Origin of the sequence: Hahella sp. HN01 (assembly GCF_018986435.1) — a bacterium.
Taxonomy (GTDB): domain Bacteria; phylum Pseudomonadota; class Gammaproteobacteria; order Pseudomonadales; family Oleiphilaceae; genus Hahella.
The window spans coordinates 158,581-172,403 of the sequence record NZ_JAHMIN010000001.1 but is presented as its reverse complement, the minus strand read 5'-3'; the positions used below and the strand labels follow the sequence as shown (position 1 = coordinate 172,403).

The window sequence follows — 13,823 nt, the reverse complement described above, 5'->3', positions numbered from 1 at the left end:
TCCTGGTTAGGAGCATGGATGCCTCACGCAAACCCTGGCGCGAAAGCCGTTGGCTCGTCAATTTTTCGGCGTGGCGCTTAGTCCTTTTGTCCTAACTGCATGAAACTGCGGCGTTAATCAGGGCTGGCACAGAAAATGATTGATTACGGTTAAGACAGGTTTTTCGTCAATGTTCCAGCGATACGGACAAGTGATCGGAGAGGCAATATGAGTGTACCGAAAATTTTGTCGCCGGCGGATCAAGAGCAGCCGGTAGCGGTGATCCACCATTTGGCCCCCAAACATACTGGGTTTGACGACGGCGCTTATGCAGCGTCCGCAGACCCAGGTTTGGACCGGGCGATGAGCATGTTCGGCGCCATCGCAGATCAGATTTCCCAAACCTATCAGGATCTCAGCGGACGGGTAAATCGTCTGGCCAATGAGCTGGACTCCGTCAGCCTGAATCGACAGAGAGAGCACGAAGACAAAGCGCGCATCGCCAATCGCCTGAAGACTTTATTGCAGGCGTTGCCGGTGGGCATCGTCGTGCTGGATGCGAGAGGCTCCGTGCAGGAGTGCAATCCCGCTGCGGTGGACCTGTTGGGCGAGCCTTTACATGGAGAGCGTTGGGTGGAAATTATCCAGCGTTGCTTTGCGCCCAAGGCGGATGACGGACACGAGGTGTCATTGAAAGACGGTCGTCGCCTGAGCATTCAAACCTGCTCGCTGGAGAACGCTCCGGGCCAGTTGATTGTGTTGTCTGATCTCACTGAAACCCGTGAGTTGCAATCTCGTTTGTCCCGCAGTGAGCGTCTGTCTTCCATGGGCAGAATGGTGGCGTCTCTTGCGCATCAGATTCGCACGCCACTGTCTGCCGCCATGCTGTATGCGGGGCATCTCTCTCAGCCTGAGCTGGACGGTTCCCTGCGGGTGAAATGCGCGCAGAAACTGATGTCCCGGCTCACTCATCTGGAACAGCAAGTACGCGACATGTTGATTTTCGCCAAAGGCGACGCGCCCCTGGCGCAACGCATTACCTGCGCGGAATTGTTCTCTGAAATTCAGGCGGCGGCGGAGCCTGAAGCGCAACGCAAGCAGGTTCCCGTGCAATGGAGCATCGACTGTGGCGAACGGGAAATCCTGTGCAATAAAGACGCTTTGGTCGGCGCAGTATTGAACCTTTTCAATAACGCGCTGGAAGCGGTAAAAGGCGTGGATCAGCCTCAGGTGGAAGTGAATCTGAGCGCTCCGGGGCAGGGATTCATCTGCCTGGAAGTGCGTGATAACGGCGTCGGCTTTGACCCTGAAGACGGTCACCGTCTGCTGGAGGCGTTCTATACCACCAAATCCCACGGCACCGGTCTTGGCCTGGCGGTGGCGCAAGGCGTGGCGCAAGCGCATCACGGGCGCTTTTTCATCACCTCCGGCGGTCCGGGACTGGGCGCCCGGGCCATTCTGACTTTGCCAGCGCGCCACTCCGCCTGACTCACGAATCTTTGAAGGAGACATGCCATGAATAAACCGACCCTGCTGATAGTGGAAGACGATCTGGAGTTACTGGACGCGCTCACCACTACGCTGGAAATGAACGGGTATGACTATATCGGCGTTGATTCCGCCAGAGAAGCCTTGAGCGTTCTGGAGCAGCGCGCCGTAGATATGATCATCAGCGACGTCAACATGCCGGGCATGAACGGCTTTGAGTTGATGCTGGAAGTACGGCGTCAATATCCCGGCGTCCCGGTCGTACTGATGACGGCATACGGACAGATCAGTCAGGCGGTGGCGGCCATGCAAAGCGGCGCTGCGGACTATCTGGTCAAACCGTTTGAGCCGCAAACGCTGTTGGACACCATTGAAAAATACATGGGCGGCGCCGGCGGCGATTCCAACGCCGACGAACCGGTGGCGGTGGACGGCGCCAGCAAGCGCATATTCCAGTTGGCGCAGCGTGTGGCGATGACAGACTCCACCGTGCTGATTTCCGGCGAAAGCGGCACCGGGAAAGAAGTGCTGGCGCGTTATATCCATCGTAAATCAGCCCGTAAGAATGCGCCTTTCGTGGCGATCAACTGCGCGGCCATTCCAGAAAACATGCTGGAAGCGATTTTATTTGGGCATGAGAAGGGCGCTTTTACCGGCGCCTACGCGAGCATGCCGGGCAAATTTGAACAGGCGGACGGCGGCACCATTCTGCTGGATGAAATTTCCGAGATGGACCTGGGCCTGCAAGCCAAACTGTTGCGTGTCTTGCAGGAGCGGGAAGTGGAGCGTATTGGCGGACGCAAGAGCATTCGTCTTGATGTGCGCGTGCTGGCGACCACCAACCGGGACCTGAAAACCTACGTGCAGGAAGGCCGTTTCCGGGAAGACCTCTATTACCGCTTGTCCGTATTTCCAATTCACTGGCGGCCGCTGCGCGAGCGTCGCGCGGACATCGTGCCTTTGGCGGAGCACCTGCTGGCGAACCATGCGCAGAAAATGAAACTCTCTTTTGTGCGTTTCGACGATGGCGCGCGTCAGGCGCTGTACAACCATGACTGGCCGGGCAACGTGCGCGAACTGGATAACGCCATTCAACGTGCCCTGATTCTGCAGCAAAACGGTCAAATCACCGCCGCGGATGTGTGCCTGGAAGGCGTCAGTATGGACAGCCTGGCCGCGCCCTTTGCGCCGGGGATGGCGATGTCAGAGCCAATGGACGAAATGGAGGATGTGGATGACGTCAGCGGGTTGGGGCAGGAGATGCGCATGCGCGAATTTCAGATCATTCTCGACACGCTGAAAAGCGAGGGCGGACGCCGCAATAAAGTGGCGGAGAAGCTGGGCATTTCACCGCGCACGTTGCGCTACAAAATCGCCCGTATGCGTGAGTCCGGCATCGACATCGACGAACAAATGGCGCGGGCTTGCTAACGTCGTGGTCAGCATGGCGAAAGCGCTGAAACTGGTATGTTTTCTGCAGAACTAGTTTAAACGAAACGGCTTTCGACGACATTTTGACAAGGCGTTTCGATAGCTTGGGAATGTGGAGGCGGTTATGACAAATCGGGTCGATATCAACAATGTGCTGGCGGATATCCGTAACCTGCGCGCGCAGATGCGGCAGTCAGCGCGCGTCGAGCAGGAACTGTCCGCTGAGCAGTTGAAGCCCACCCGCAAGCCTGAAGAAGTTCCCGAGTTCAGCCAGATGCTCAAGCAGGCGGTGGACAACGTCAACGACCTGCAGAAAACCTCGTCAGACCTCAGAACCGCCTATGAGCAGGGCGACCCGCAAGCGGATCTGACCAAGGTGATGATCGCCTCGCAGAAATCGTCGGTGGCCTTTCAGGCGCTGACCCAGGTGCGCAACAAGGTGGTCCAGGCCTACGAAGACATCATGAAAATGCCTATCTGATCGGCTCAGTCATTCTAATAAAGCAGTAAACAAGCATCGAGGTGGACAATGGCTAGCGTTCCCGCACAGGTCGACGCCCAGGGCGGACAGAATAACGACGTGGATCTGGTGGAAAACCGCAGCGATATGATGCTGGGGTTCAATCGTTTATCCCTGCTGCGTCAATTGGTGTTGATGGTGGGGGTCGCCGCCAGTATCGCGATGGGAGCGGCCATCATCCTGTGGGCGAATGAACCCGCCTATCAGCCGCTGTATCCGGACATGAGCGTGTACGACAGCTCGGAAGTCTCGGACATTCTCAATCAGAGCAATATTCACTTCAAAGTAGAACCCAAGTCCGGCGCCCTGTTGGTGGCGGCGGAAGATGTGAGCGTCGCCAGAATGCGTCTGGCCGCCGCAGGCGTGACCCAGGACAGAACCATGGGTTACGAGCTGCTCGACAAAGATCAGGGACTCGGCACCAGTCAGTTCATGGAGTCCACCCGCTATCGTCGCGGTCTGGAAGGCGAGTTATCACGCACTATCTCCAGTCTGCGCAATGTGAAAAGCGCGCGGGTCCACTTGGCGATTCCCAAGCAAAGCGTGTTTGTGCGCGACAAGCGCAAACCGTCCGCCTCCGTTCTGGTGGAGCTGACCGGGTCACGCAGCCTGCATCAGGATCAGGTGGAGGCCATCGTTAATCTGGTTGCCGGCAGCGTGCCGGAGATGGACCAACGCGACGTTACTGTGGTGGACCAGCGGGGCAACCTGTTGTCGCAAAACAATTTGACCGAAGACGACTTGAGAACCTCCCGTGAATTCCAGTATGCGCGCCGTATGGAAGAAGTGCTGACCGGTCGGGTGAACAGCATTCTGGAGCCGATATTGGGGCCAGGGCGGTTCCGCGCGGAAGTGTCCGCAGACGTGGACTTTACTGCCGTGGAGCAGGCGCAGGAAACCTTCAATCCTGACCCTCAGGCTGTGCGCAGCGAGCAGGAGATTGGCGAGCAGCGTATCGCCGGCAGCAATCAGGGAGTTCCCGGCGCTCTGTCCAATCAGCCTCCAGGCGTGGCCAGCGTGCCGGAGCAGGCGGGCGTCGCTGGCGCCGCCGCGAATGCAACCGCCAATAGTCAGGCCACGGATATCCGCAAACAGACTGTGCGTAACTACGAAGTGGATCGCACCGTCAGCTACACTAAACAACATCAGGGTAAAGTCCAGCGTCTTACCGTGGCGGTGGTTGTGGATGACCTGCGTCGGGTAGGTACAGACGGAAAGGTTACTACTGAGGCCTGGCCTGAAGCGGAGCTGCAGCGGCTGACTGTCCTGGTGCGGGATGCGGTGGGTTACTCCGCTGCTCGTGGCGATAGCGTCAATGTCATCAATACGCCTTTCATGGCGGAGGAAGTCGAGATTGGCGACTATGAAACGCCGCTGTGGGAGCAGCCCTGGATACGTGAACTGATCAAATGGGGCGTGGCCTTCCTGATCGTCTTGATCCTGGTGTTCGGAGTCATTCGCCCAACCTTCAAGAACCTCTCCAGTGGCGGCTCTGACGCCAAGAATCTGGCGCTGGCCGGCGATGAAGATGGGTTGGCTGAGCTGGAAAGTCTGGGCTCTGGCGTAGGTGAGGGAGAAAGTGTAGGCTTAAACGCAGCGGGCGATTTTTTACTGCCCGGCTCCTCTGAGGGATATGAGAAAAAGATTAACGCGCTCAAAGGACTGATTGCTGAAGATCCGGGTCGAGTGGCCCAGGTTGTTCGCCAATGGGTAATGGCTGATGAGTGACGAGAAAGGTGAGAAAAAACCGGTACGCAAAGTCTCCCGCGTGGAATCGGCGGCGATTTTGCTCATGTCTCTCGGCGAAGCGGACGCCGCTCAGATTCTAAAACACATGGGGCCCAAGGAAGTGCAGCGTGTGGGCGCGCAAATGGCGCAATTGCAGAACGTAACTCAGGACGTGGTTGAGCACGTCACTACTGAATTTCTTGAAGCCGTCGGCGGTCAGACCGGTCTGGGCATTGGCGCCGACGACTACATTCGCACTATGCTCACCCAGGCCTTGGGTGAGGACAAAGCCGCCAGCCTGATCGACCGGATCCTTCTAGGCGGCAACACCACTGGTCTGGATACGTTGAAGTGGATGGAGGCCCGCGCGGTGGCTGACATTATCCGTTACGAGCACCCTCAGATTCAGGCCATTGTGATTTCCTATCTTGATCCAGACCAGTCTGCGGAAGTGCTGTCCAACTTCGATGAAAAAGTGCGTCTGGACATCATCATGCGGGTGGCGGCTCTGGAAACGATTCAACCCCAGGCGCTGCAGGAGCTTAACAATATTCTGGAGAAACAGTTCTCCGGAGGCTCGTCCGCGCAGACCAGTAAGATCGGCGGCGTCAAACGCGCTGCGGATATCATGAACTTTATGGACTCCAGCCTGGAGGCTCCGTTGATGGAATCCATCAAGGATGTGGACGCTGACCTGGGCAGTCAGATCGAAGACCTCATGTTCGTGTTCGACAACCTCAAGGATGTGGACGATCGCGGCATTCAATCCCTGTTGCGGGAAGTGTCGTCCGATAACCTGATTCTGGCGTTGAAAGGCGCGGAAGAGGATTTGCAGGAAAAGATCTTCCGCAATATGTCGAAACGGGCGGCGGAGCTGCTGCGCGACGATCTGGAGGCGCGTGGCCCCGTTCGCATCAGCGAGGTGGAAGCGGCGCAGAAAGAAATTCTCACTATCGCGCGGCGCATGGCCGAAGCCGGCGAAATCATGCTGGGCGGCGGCGGCGAAGAAATGTTGTAAGCCCGTCGCCTGTGCAACGCCACACTAACAGAGCCAGCCGATGAAAGACCAACCCGAAACCATCCCCAAGGAAAAACTGACGGCCTACGAGCGTTGGGAATTACCGGTTATGGGGGAACAGCAGGAAACGCCCAAGATCAAACCGCCTACGGCGGCGGAACTGGAGAACATTCGTCAGAGCGCTTATCAGGAAGGACTTGAACAAGGCAAAGAAGAAGGCTTTCAGAAAGGCTTTGAACAAGGCCATGCCGAAGGTAAACGCAAAGGCGAGCAACAAGGCCTGGAGCAGGGTCGCAAGACTGGCGAAAGCGAGGCGGTGAAGTCCAAGAGCGCCGCCATCGACCAAGCCTTGAGCCACTTCGAAGAGCTGGCGACGGAACTGGAAGCGCCGATTCGCAAACATCAGGACGAGGTGGAAGAGGCGCTGCTCAATCTGGTGCTGGCGATCTCCCGGGCGGTGGTGTTCCGTGAATTGAAAGTGGACCGCTCGCAAATTCTGCGCGTGCTGCAGGAGGCCCTGGCGGCGCTGCCCAACACAGAAGAGCTGGTCACCATCTACCTGCATCCGCAGGACCTGGCGTTCGCCAAAGAACACTTGCCGCCGGAAAGAGGAACCCGTTATCAGGCGGACCCCGCTTTGATGGAAGGCGGGTGCCGTGTGGAGACCCGTCATACGTTGCTGGACTTCACCGTTGAAAAACGATTCCAGACCACAGTGCAGCAAATGCTGTCCCGTCATAGCGACGATGCTTCTTTGCAGGAAACCAAAGACTTCACCGATCAGATGGGAGAGATGAGCGACTTGCACCGGGACTTGCTGGAGAAAAACGCGGAAGCGCCGCCGCCAGTCCCCGAAGCGCATACTGAACCGTCTAAGACCGAGGAGATAGAGGCCGACAAGCTGCATCAAGCGCCGTCAGAGGCCCAGGAAACGCCGGAGGGCGACGATGAGTCTGGTTGAGCGGCTACGCAACTACGAGCGTTTCGTGCCGGCTCAGGCGCGTCCTGAGCTGAATGGTCGCCTGACCCGCGTGGTGGGGCTCACCCTGGAGGCGGTCGGCTGTCCGATGACTTTGGGAGAACGCTGCCTGATCGAAGTGCGCGGCGGTCGCATGGTCGAGGCGGAAGTCGTTGGCTTCTCCGATGAACGGGTCTACCTGATGCCGCTGGCGGCGGTGGAAGGCCTACAACCCGGCGCCAAAGTGAAGCCGATGTCCGGAGTGGGGCGTATTGGCGTGGGCGCCTGCCTGTTGGGACGCGTGCTGGATGGCGCCGGCGAGCCACTGGATGGTCGCGGTCCTTTGCAGGCGGAGCATCACGTTGAATTGTTCGGTGCGCCGATCAACCCTTTGCACCGTGCGCCGATCCGGGAAAAACTCGATGTCGGCATTCGCGCCATCAACTCACTGCTAACCGTCGGCATTGGTCAGCGCCTGGGATTGTTCGCAGGCAGCGGCGTGGGCAAGAGTATGCTGCTCGGCATGATGACCCGCTTCACAACGGCGGACATCATTGTGGTGGGGCTGGTGGGAGAGCGTGGCCGTGAGGTGAAAGAATTCATTGAAGATATTCTTGGCGAAGAAGGCTTGCGTCGCGCGGTGGTCGTGGCGTCTCCCGCCGACGATTCGCCGTTGATGCGTTTGCGCGCAGCGGTCCTGACTACGCGCATCGCCGAGTATTTCCGCGACTTGGGCAAGAACGTGCTGTTGCTGATGGACAGCCTGACGCGTTACGCCCAGGCGCAGCGGGAAATCGCCCTGGCGGTGGGCGAGCCTCCCGCCACCAAAGGCTATCCCCCTTCCGTGTTCGCCAAACTGCCGCAACTGGTGGAGCGGGCGGGCAACGGCAAACCTGGCGGCGGTTCCATCACCGCGTTCTACACGGTGCTGACGGAAGGCGATGACCAACAGGACCCCATCGCCGACGCCGCGCGTGCGATTCTGGACGGCCATATCGTACTGAACCGACGTCTGGCGGAGGAGGGGCATTATCCCGCCATTGATATCGAGGCTTCCATCAGCCGGGTCATGCCTCAGGTGACGACGCCGGACTACTTGCAAAGGGCGCAGCGCTTCAAACAGTTATACGCCCGCTACCAGCAGACGCGGGACCTGATCAGCGTCGGCGCCTACGTGCCCGGCTCCGATAAAGAAACCGATTATGCGATCGAAAGATTTCCCCACATGCGCAAATTTTTACAGCAAAGTCTGCGGGAACGCGCTACGCTGAATGATAGCGCACAAGGGTTGAATCAATTGTTCACCCCGGCTCCGGCGCAAGGCGCCGCGCCCAGAGCCCCGGCGAAACCATAGGGTTACTCCACTTTAGTTCAGGTGCTTTAACGTGGCGGAGAAAAAGAAGTCGCAAAGGTTGTCGCTGGTGCTTGATCTGGCGGAGCGGGACGAGGAAAACGAGCGCAAGAAAATGGGCGAGATCCGACGCAGAGTGGAGCAGGCGGAAGGCAAGCTGGAGCAACTGGTCGCCTATCAGCGTGATTATCAGGATGAATTAAGGGGTACTCAAAACGGCGTACGTTCAGTGCGTCATATCCAAACCTATCATGTCTTCATCAGCAGGCTGGGCTCGGCTATCGAGCAGCAGCAACAGCAGTTATTGCTGTTGAAACAGCAGTTGTCGCAACAAACGGATGTGTGGCGGGCGGCGTATCAGAAAAAAAATAACATGCAGGACTTTATTGATCGCTGCAAAAAAGAGGAAGCCTATTACGAGGACAAGAAGCAACAGCGCAACCTGGACGATGCTGTCGGTCGACGCGCCTATCACAACAGACATTAAGATACGGTAGAAAAAGTTTTTTGGTTTTAGCGAGTTAGCTGAAACAGGCGGAAAATGTGCCTGAAAGTCAGTTTTTGGCTGCGGACAAAGAGCGGCCAAGTGAATGAAAACTGGAAATTTAGTAAAAATCAGCTATTGATGAATTAGTAAGAATATGAGTATTGAAATTCACTGCGTACTATTCGTAATATCCTGAATTTCAAATAAAAAGAACACAGAATGGATCTAACCGATCCTGATGGTTTGATTAGGGGAGCGCCAACAGAAGGAGGCAATATGTCTATAACGACAAGCCGCTCTGACGATAATGCCGAACTGACTATTCGCATTAAAGGGCGATTTGATTTCAGTTCCCACCAGGAATTCAGGGATGCGTACGAAAACCCTGAGGGACCGTTCGAGCAGTACAAGATCGATATGACGGAGACGACGTATCTGGATAGCTCCGCCTTGGGGATGCTGTTGTTATTGCGGGACTATGCAGGCGGCGACAACGCTAAAATCTGCATCACGAACTGCAACAATGATGTCAGGAAGATATTGACGATTTCCAATTTTGAACAATTGTTTGTTATTCAATAAAGCGCCCGCAGTTTTTGGGCGCCTGAAACGGACTTTCCGCCATTTATGCGCCTTTCGGGTATTGCTATGAAACAATCCCTGGACTCAGAAATGGCCTCGTCCGTTCTCGGGTCCCAGAAAACGCTAAAAATTCTCATCGCCGACGACAATCAGTCGGATCGCATGATCCTGCAGAATATCGTCAAAAAGCAGGGACATGATACGGCGACGGCGGTGGATGGCGTCGACGCCATTGAGAAATTCTCCGAGTTCCGGCCGGACATTGTCCTGCTGGACGCCTTGATGCCCCGCATGGACGGCTTTGAGGCGGCGCGGAAAATCAAGTTGCTGGCTGGCGAAGACTTGATTCCCATTATTTTTCTCACCTCTCTCAGCGACGCGGAATCGCTCGCCAAATGCCTTGAGGCGGGCGGCGACGACTTTCTGTCAAAACCCTATAACCGCATTATCCTGCAAGCCAAGATCAACGCTTTCAACCGCATGCGGATCATGCATAAAACCCTGTTGCGGCAACGGGACCAGATCGCGGAACACAACGACCATATGATGCGTGAGCAGCAGGTCGCCAAAACCGTGTTCGACAACGTGGCCCATGTGGGTTGCCTCGGCGCCAACAACATCAAACATTTGCTTTCGCCTCTGGCGGTTTTTAACGGCGATGTGTTGTTAGCCTGTCAGAAACCGTCCGGCGGCATGCACGTGCTGTTGGGAGATTTCACCGGCCATGGCTTGCCCGCGGCGATTGGCGCCATGCCGCTGGCGGAGATCTTCTATGGCATGACCAGCAAAGGCTACGCGCTGGGAGATATCCTCCGGGAAGTGAATCAGAAGCTGCGTAAAATCCTGCCGGTGGGCTTTTTCTGCTGCGCCTGTATGGCGGAGCTGAACTTCGAGCAGGAAGAAATCGAGATCTGGATCGGCGGTTTGCCGGATTGTTACCTGGTGCAGGGCGATCAGTTGCTCAAGGTCGCCTCCAACCGTTTACCCCTTGGCATTCTCAAAGGCGAAGCCTTCGACGCGCGCACCTATCGTTTTGAAATGAAGCATGGCGATCGGGTGTATTTGTGGTCGGACGGCATTGTCGAAGCGACCAACGCGAAGGGGGAGATGTTTGGCGAAAAACGTCTGCAGCAAGTCTTTGAGGATAATCTGCAGGAGCCGAACCTGTTTGAAAAAATCCGCCGCTCCGTGGTCGATTTCATGGGGGAAGGTGGTCCCAGCGACGATCTGACGCTGGTGGAGCTGACGATGATGCCGGAGAAGGAGCTGGGGATAGAAAACAACTATCTCACCAATACCGGCCTCAAAGGTCCGCAGCACTGGCGTATGGCCTATGAACTGTGTAGCGACTCCCTGGCGGTGTTCGACCCGGTGCCGCTGCTGTTGCAGATCGTCATGGAAGTGCCTGGCCTACGCACACGCAACGGCGAGATGTTCACCATTCTCAGCGAACTCTACACCAATGCTCTGGAGCATGGCGTGCTGGGCCTGCACTCCAAGCTCAAGGCCAGCCCGGATGGATTTGCGGAATATTACCGTCTGCGCGAGGAGCGTATTCGTCAGCTGGATGGCCATTTCGTGAAGGTGGACGTGCGTCATAAAGGCGCGGTCGCCGGTGGCGTATTGACGATTCGCGTGGAAGACAGTGGAAAAGGCTTTGATTATCAGAAGCTCGACGGTAAATTACCGGGTCCGACCTGTTATAGTGGTCGTGGCACAGCCCTGCTGCTCTCCATGTGCAGCCGCGTGGAGTACTTCGGTCAGGGCAACATCGTTGAAGTGGATTATGAGTGGCAAGCTTGAATATGAGTTCGAACGATCTGTCTCACCTTGATATGGGCGCCCTGGCGGAACTGCGGGAAGTAATGGAAGACGACTTTCAGATATTGGTGGAGACCTTTATCGGAGATACAATCGAACGTATGCGCGCCATTCGCGCGACGCTGGACGGCAATGACCCGGACGCATTCAGTCGCGGCTGTCACAGCATCAAAGGCAGCGCCACCAATCTGGGCTTGCCGGCGCTGTCCGAACTGTGTCGGCAAGGCGAGTTGATCGGCAAGTTCAAGCAAATGGAGAAAGCGCGGGAAGTGTTTGACTCCATCGAGCGGGAATTTGAGGTCGTGCAGTCTTTATTACGGGAACAGGTGTAGCAGGCGCTGCATCGTCCCCGTCGGCGGTGTGAGTCGGTTGTTTGCGTTGAAATATCCCGCGTTTATTTTTTCCTCCTCTCTATCTTCTCTAAAAGGCTTTGACCCCGTTCAGGCGTAACTTGGCCTGATCTGTGCATTTATCCCTCAAAACAATGGTTTTGCCGCTTTCGCGACAGCGATTGCCGCGTGGCGCTGGTGAGACCCGTTGCATCCGCAGGTAAGTTGTAACTTGGATTTGAGGACAGTAAATGGACAGCTCAGTGGCATTTATTGATATACCCAAAGTCGCGCCGAAATCGACTCCGAAGCCGTCAGGCAATCAGAGGGATGAGGCTAACGCTATGAATGATAAGGATGATCGCTTCTCTGAGGTGCTGGATCGGGAAGTCGCGGACAAGACGGACAAAGTGGATAAGAAAGACGTTAAAGCGGAAAAAGGCGATGAGAAAAAAGCGCCTGATGACGATCAAACGTCGGACAATGTAGCTGCCGCCGCCCAAGCAGCACCTGCGGATGTAGATCAGACTGCGCCGCTGAGCGGACTGAAATTGCCGTCAGGTGAGAAAATTTTAGTGGAAGACTATGAAGAATCCAGCGATCCGATGACCCTGATTGAAGTGACGGGGGATAAAGAGGAGGGCGCAGATCCTACCGGACAAAATGCGCTGACGCCTCTGGCGCGGGCGGTGCACGACGCCATTGAAGGTGTTGATGGAGGAGAGGGCGATGAAGAGAAGGTGGGGGACAAAAAGGGCGGCGAACTGATCAAACTGACGCAGGCGCTTGCCGCAAACGGCAATGGCGGCGAACAGGAAGCCGGCGCCGATGGCGAGACGCTGGACGCCGCGCTGCTGAAGCTGGCGGAGTCGCAGAGCGCGGCCAAGCCCAATGCCTTGCACGGAGTGGCCGCCAACATCCGAGCGGAATTCAAAGTCGATGCGGCCGCGCCGCCTTATGTCACCACACTGCAGCAACCGGTGCAGGGAGACGATTGGGGCGAGGGCATGGCGCAGAAAGTGGTCTGGTTCGTGGGACAGAAGATTCAATCCGCCAGCGTGCACTTGAATCCGCCGGAGCTCGGTCCCATCGAAATGAAAATTCATGTGCAGAAAGACCAGGCCCATGTACAGATTCAAAGCCCTCACGCCATCGTACGCGACATGGCGGAAGGCACGGCGCACCGGCTTCGGGAATTGCTGGCGGAGCAAGGCTTGCAGTTATCCCAGTTTGACGTCTCCAGTCAGCAGCAACAGACGGGAACCGGCAGCGGTCAGGAATCCGGCGGCGCCGATGGCGGTCTGTTTGCCGGCGAGGGGGATGAAGACGGCGCAACCGTGGCGGGAATCGAGCAGGCGCTGGCCACGGATCGCATGGTGGATTATTACGTCTGATGGTTTTTCACTGAAAAATCAAAGGAATGAACTACACTTATCGACAAGGAGGCGGCGGCTTCCCCAGTGACCTGTTTATCTGTCGATGGTGGAAACTAAGTTATGGCGAAAGACAATAGTGGAGAAGGCGGCGAGGAGTCCGGCAAATCAGGCGGCATGAGCAAGAAGCTGCTCATTATCATCGTACTGATTCTGGTGATCGCCATTGGGGCCAGTGTGGGAGTGACCATGATGCTGCTCAAGTCTTCTCCCGATGAGGGCGGTGGAGATACTACTGCTGAGGGTGGCGAACCTGCCGCGCCGGTGAAGGCGGAGGCTATCTATTACGACATGCGTCCGCCGCTGGTGGTCACTTTCGACTACAAAGGCAAACAACGATTTCTGCAGGCGAGCATCAGTCTGCTGACGCGTAACCAAGGGGTGCTGGACGGGGTAGAGCTGCACATGCCAGTGATTCGCAACCGTTTGATAAACCTCTACAGCGGCAAGGATTTCGAGGGCGTACAGACGGACCAGGGCCGGCAGGATCTGCTGTCGGAGTCTAAGGAAGTCATCAATACCGCCTTGAAGGAACAGGGCGTGAATGGAGAAATTGAGCAGGTGCTGTTCACCAATTTCGTGTTGCAGTAACCGCGGGCGCGATGTATCGAATCGCTGAGCTGAAACGCTGTCAGACCTGCAGGCGGGGCTTGTTATAGGCCCGTCTCAGGTGATAGAACTAGATGCGTAACATTTCC

The 13,823-nt window shown here is 56.6% G+C and carries 13 protein-coding genes; all 13 read left to right on the top strand.

The annotated features are described in order from the left end of the window. The first annotated feature begins 207 nt into the window (after positions 1-207). The 13 genes from KP814_RS00785 to fliL all read left to right on the top strand — a co-directional run bounded on the left by KP814_RS00785 (position 208) and on the right by fliL (position 13,716). Positions 208-1,467: a PAS domain-containing sensor histidine kinase gene (locus tag KP814_RS00785; RefSeq protein WP_216734962.1), complete on the top strand. Its 1,260-nt coding sequence runs from the start codon at positions 208-210 to the stop codon at positions 1,465-1,467. A gap of 27 nt (positions 1,468-1,494) precedes the next feature. Continuing rightward, positions 1,495-2,898, top strand: a complete 1,404-nt coding sequence (locus KP814_RS00780; RefSeq protein ID WP_216734961.1) for a sigma-54 dependent transcriptional regulator — start codon at positions 1,495-1,497, stop codon at positions 2,896-2,898. Between the two features lie 124 nt (positions 2,899-3,022). Continuing rightward, positions 3,023-3,379 carry a flagellar hook-basal body complex protein FliE gene (gene fliE, locus KP814_RS00775; RefSeq protein ID WP_127969092.1) on the top strand — a complete coding sequence of 119 codons (357 nt, stop codon included), beginning with the start codon at positions 3,023-3,025 and terminating at the stop codon, positions 3,377-3,379. 48 nt (positions 3,380-3,427) lie between these two features. Beyond that, complete coding sequence (gene fliF, locus KP814_RS00770; RefSeq protein ID WP_216734960.1) at positions 3,428-5,146, top strand: flagellar basal-body MS-ring/collar protein FliF; 1,719 nt, start codon at positions 3,428-3,430, stop codon at positions 5,144-5,146. Continuing rightward, positions 5,139-6,164 (top strand): flagellar motor switch protein FliG, encoded by a 1,026-nt coding sequence (gene fliG / locus KP814_RS00765; RefSeq protein WP_216734959.1) that lies wholly within the window; start codon positions 5,139-5,141, stop codon positions 6,162-6,164. Before fliF ends, fliG begins: the two co-directional genes overlap by 8 nt. Before the next feature lie 40 nt (positions 6,165-6,204). After that, positions 6,205-7,125: a flagellar assembly protein FliH gene (locus KP814_RS00760; RefSeq protein ID WP_216734958.1), complete on the top strand. Its 921-nt coding sequence runs from the start codon at positions 6,205-6,207 to the stop codon at positions 7,123-7,125. After that, complete coding sequence (fliI, locus tag KP814_RS00755) at positions 7,112-8,476, top strand: flagellar protein export ATPase FliI (protein ID WP_127969096.1); 1,365 nt, start codon at positions 7,112-7,114, stop codon at positions 8,474-8,476. The genes KP814_RS00760 and fliI overlap by 14 nt, the downstream gene beginning before the upstream one ends. A 31-nt stretch (positions 8,477-8,507) precedes the next feature. Further along, complete coding sequence (gene fliJ, locus KP814_RS00750; protein ID WP_216734957.1) at positions 8,508-8,960, top strand: flagellar export protein FliJ; 453 nt, start codon at positions 8,508-8,510, stop codon at positions 8,958-8,960. Positions 8,961-9,236: 276 nt separating this feature from the next. Then, positions 9,237-9,542 carry an STAS domain-containing protein gene (locus KP814_RS00745; protein WP_011398930.1) on the top strand — a complete coding sequence of 102 codons (306 nt, stop codon included), beginning with the start codon at positions 9,237-9,239 and terminating at the stop codon, positions 9,540-9,542. Between the two features lie 66 nt (positions 9,543-9,608). Continuing rightward, on the top strand, positions 9,609-11,345 hold the full coding sequence (locus KP814_RS00740) for a SpoIIE family protein phosphatase (RefSeq protein WP_216734956.1): 1,737 nt from the start codon (positions 9,609-9,611) through the stop codon (positions 11,343-11,345). Between the two features lie 2 nt (positions 11,346-11,347). Continuing rightward, on the top strand, positions 11,348-11,695 hold the full coding sequence (locus tag KP814_RS00735; RefSeq protein ID WP_216734955.1) for an Hpt domain-containing protein: 348 nt from the start codon (positions 11,348-11,350) through the stop codon (positions 11,693-11,695). Between the two features lie 341 nt (positions 11,696-12,036). Beyond that, the gene (locus KP814_RS00730; RefSeq protein ID WP_216734954.1) at positions 12,037-13,086 is read left to right on the top strand and encodes a flagellar hook-length control protein FliK; all 1,050 of its coding nucleotides are present in this window, start codon (positions 12,037-12,039) and stop codon (positions 13,084-13,086) included. A gap of 102 nt (positions 13,087-13,188) precedes the next feature. After that, positions 13,189-13,716, top strand: coding sequence for a flagellar basal body-associated protein FliL (fliL, locus tag KP814_RS00725; RefSeq protein WP_216734953.1), 528 nt, complete (start codon positions 13,189-13,191; stop codon positions 13,714-13,716). Positions 13,717-13,823 lie beyond the last annotated feature (107 nt).

Coding starts and splice junctions, on each gene's coding strand:
- KP814_RS00760 (WP_216734958.1), top strand. CDS start 6,205: ATGAAAGACCAACCCGAAACCATCCCCAAGGAAAAACTGACGGCCTAC.
- KP814_RS00780 (WP_216734961.1), top strand. CDS start 1,495: ATGAATAAACCGACCCTGCTGATAGTGGAAGACGATCTGGAGTTACTG.
- KP814_RS00785 (WP_216734962.1), top strand. CDS start 208: ATGAGTGTACCGAAAATTTTGTCGCCGGCGGATCAAGAGCAGCCGGTA.
- fliE (WP_127969092.1), top strand. CDS start 3,023: ATGACAAATCGGGTCGATATCAACAATGTGCTGGCGGATATCCGTAAC.
- fliF (WP_216734960.1), top strand. CDS start 3,428: ATGGCTAGCGTTCCCGCACAGGTCGACGCCCAGGGCGGACAGAATAAC.
- fliG (WP_216734959.1), top strand. CDS start 5,139: ATGAGTGACGAGAAAGGTGAGAAAAAACCGGTACGCAAAGTCTCCCGC.
- fliI (WP_127969096.1), top strand. CDS start 7,112: ATGAGTCTGGTTGAGCGGCTACGCAACTACGAGCGTTTCGTGCCGGCT.
- fliL (WP_216734953.1), top strand. CDS start 13,189: ATGGCGAAAGACAATAGTGGAGAAGGCGGCGAGGAGTCCGGCAAATCA.
- KP814_RS00730 (WP_216734954.1), top strand. CDS start 12,037: ATGAATGATAAGGATGATCGCTTCTCTGAGGTGCTGGATCGGGAAGTC.
- KP814_RS00735 (WP_216734955.1), top strand. CDS start 11,348: ATGAGTTCGAACGATCTGTCTCACCTTGATATGGGCGCCCTGGCGGAA.
- KP814_RS00740 (WP_216734956.1), top strand. CDS start 9,609: ATGAAACAATCCCTGGACTCAGAAATGGCCTCGTCCGTTCTCGGGTCC.
- KP814_RS00745 (WP_011398930.1), top strand. CDS start 9,237: ATGTCTATAACGACAAGCCGCTCTGACGATAATGCCGAACTGACTATT.